At 68.4% G+C, this 2,834-nt stretch carries 3 protein-coding genes; all 3 read left to right on the top strand.

Annotated elements, in window-relative coordinates; genetic code table 11:
• Window positions 1-842: type VI secretion system Vgr family protein (locus VF536_RS22025; protein WP_331617045.1), on the top strand; the 842-nt coding region annotated here is incomplete at its 5' end.
• Window positions 814-2,250: a DUF2169 family type VI secretion system accessory protein gene (locus tag VF536_RS22020; RefSeq protein ID WP_331617044.1), complete on the top strand. Its 1,437-nt coding sequence runs from the start codon at window positions 814-816 to the stop codon at window positions 2,248-2,250. The genes VF536_RS22025 and VF536_RS22020, both read left to right, overlap by 29 nt.
• A gap of 82 nt (window positions 2,251-2,332) precedes the next feature.
• A partial coding sequence (locus VF536_RS22015) for a DUF4150 domain-containing protein (RefSeq protein ID WP_331617043.1) occupies window positions 2,333-2,834 on the top strand: 502 nt, incomplete at its 3' end.

Raw genomic sequence — 2,834 nt, 5'->3', positions numbered from 1 at the left:
GGGCGGGCTCGAACTTCGGCGGCATCCACATCCCGCGCATCGGGCAGGAAGTGATCATCGGGTTCATCGAAGGGGACCCGGATGCGCCCATCATCATGGGGCGGACCTACAACGGCGAGAACCTGCCGCCGTGGGACCTGCCGGCCAACGCGACGCAAAGCGGCTTCCTGACGCGCTCGACCAAGGGCGGCAGCTACGGCAACGCCAACGCGATCCGGTTCGAGGACAAGCACGGCGACGAGCAGCTGTGGATCCACGCGGAGAAGAACCAGGACATCGAGGTCGAGAACGACGAGACGCATTGGGTCGGACGGGATCGGACCAAGACCATCGACCGGCATGAGACGACGCTGGTCAAGGGCAACCGCACCGAGACGGTGAACCTGGACGAGACGATCACGATCCATCAGAACCGCACGGAGCGCGTCGACCTCGACGAGAAGATCTCCATCGGGATGAACCGGACCGAGGACGTCGGGATCAACGAGACGATCTCGATCGGCGCCAACCAGAAGATCGACATCGGCGGCATGAAGACCGAGACGATCACGCTGGCCTCCATGCAGAACGTCGGTCTCGGTCGCATGGACAACGTCGGCCTCGGCTACAGCCTCAACGTCGGCGGCCTGATGGCCACGGTCGTCGGTCTCAACCAGACCACCGCCGTGGGGCACTCGATCAACATCACGGCCGGTGACCGCCTGAGCATCACCGTCGGCGCGAGCAGCCTGCTCATGACCAAGGACGGGCGCATCGAGATCAGCGGCAAGGAAGTGATCGTCCGCGGCGACAAGAAAGTGGAAGTGCACGGCGATGACGTCGACACCAACCCGGTCGGTTGACGGCCTGCGCGGCGCCGACCTGCCGCGACTGATCCTGCGCGATCTGACGGGACGCACGCACCTGCAGTTCGATGCTCTGGATCCGGCGCTGCGCCTCATTCACACGGTGGTGCTGAAGGAGCGCTACCGGCTCGGCGAGCCCGACGAGTCCGGCGTGGCACCGCTGCTGCTCGAGGACGCGCCGGCGCCGCTGAACGACGAGGACTTGCCGCATGACGGCAACCCGGCGCTCACGATCCGCGAGGAGAGCGACCTCGCGCCCTACAAGCCGATGTGCGACGTGCTCGTCGTGGGATCGGCCCATGCGCCAGAGACGACGCCCGTGTCGTCCTTCGTCGCACGCTTGCGCGTGTTCGAGCGGAAGGCGATCTCCGCCGGAGCGACGGCGATGTCGACTGCAACGTCGACCTCGCCTGAGCCGGTGTCGGCGCGCGACGCTTTCAACGTGCTGATCGACAAGCAGGTGCGGGTGCACGGACCGCGCTGGTGGATGCGACGACCCGCCGATGGTGAACGGCCGAACCCTCGATCCTCCGGCGCCGGGCCTGACGACTGGATGCTCAGCGCCGCCGAGCCGATCGAGCGCTGCGCGCTCCGCTACGAAAACGGCTTCGGCGGCCAGGCCCGGATCGACGTCGGCAGCCCCGTCGCCGGCGACGTGCCGGTGCGCCATCAGCTGCGCCCCGAACAGTTGGCGGCTCACCCGGATGCTATGGCCGAGGCGCCGCTGCGTCCGCTCGCGCACGAGGCCAGCCGCTTCAATCCGGCGGGCCGCGGGTTCACCCGGGAGTGGTTCCTTCAGGCGACCAGGCTCGACCGGCTCCCCGCGCACCAGATCGAGCTCGCGCATCAGCCGGTCACCGTCGACGACTTCTGGCACGTCGCCGCCGGCCGCGAATCGCTGGAGACCGTGGGCCTCGGTCCGCTGGAGCGCGGCTGGGCGCCGCGTGTCGGCTGGATCGGCCGCGAGGCGCCGGATCCGGCGCACGTCGCCGCGGGACTGGCGCTGAATCCCGATTTCGACTTCCGTTACTGGAACTGCGCACCGGCGGATCAGCAATGCCGGCCGCTGCGCGGCGGGGAGCGCGTCGTGCTGGACAACCTCTGGCCGCGCACGCATCCGGCGGCCAGGCTCGTCCAGGGCGGTCACCGGATGACGATGTTCGAGCTGCCCGATCGCGGTTTCACCCTCATGGGCATCGATGCCGAGGGCGACGTGCGCTGCTTCGATCCCGTGATCGACACCGTGCTGATCGACAGCGACGAGGGTGTGGTCGACCTCTGCTGGCGCTGGAGTGTCAGCGCGCAATACGGCCTGGAAGAGGCCCGGTTGATGGAGGCCAGGACTCCCGGACAACGCGAGCGGCTGGCCGAGCTGCGCGCCGTGATGGCGCAACCCGTCGTGTAGTCGCCGCCGCAGGCGCGGACGCGCCGCTTCCGACCTTCTCCCGCAACCGCCGCCGCCACGCCGTCGGCCCCTGATCGTCCTCATGGCCCGCGAAACCGTCACCCGATCCAAGCGATTCTTCTGCGTCAGCCTGCAGCCCGATGTCTGCCTCACCCCGGTGGGCAGCAACATCGTGCCGATCCCGTATCCGATCAAGGGCGAATTCAAGGAGGCGTCCGCCGCCTCGCGCAACGTCAAGCACCAGGGCGATCCGGCGGTGCTGCACGGCCAGACCTTCATTCCGAAGGTGACCGGCGACGCGCGCGGCGTGAAGGGAGGTGTCAAGAGCGGCACCTACCTTGACAAGGCCGAACCCAAGGACAAGAGCAGCACCGCGACCAGCAACGCGAAGGCCTGGGTGCGCGAAGCCGACCTCATCTGGATGAACGCCCGCAACACGATGGGGCGTGTCTACGAGCGGGGCACGGCCGCGGCGAAGGGCCGGCTCAAGGGCGCGGCGCAGGCGTATCGCGACAGCGGCGCCTCCGAGGCGCTGCACGACTTCAGCGACGAGGCCATGGAGACCGGCGGCAAGGTCGCGACCG

The organism is Roseateles sp., assembly GCF_036486225.1.
GTDB lineage: Bacteria > Pseudomonadota > Gammaproteobacteria > Burkholderiales > Burkholderiaceae_C > Roseateles.
Note: the sequence above shows the minus strand (reverse complement) of the source record. Positions and strands in the feature narration are given on the sequence as shown.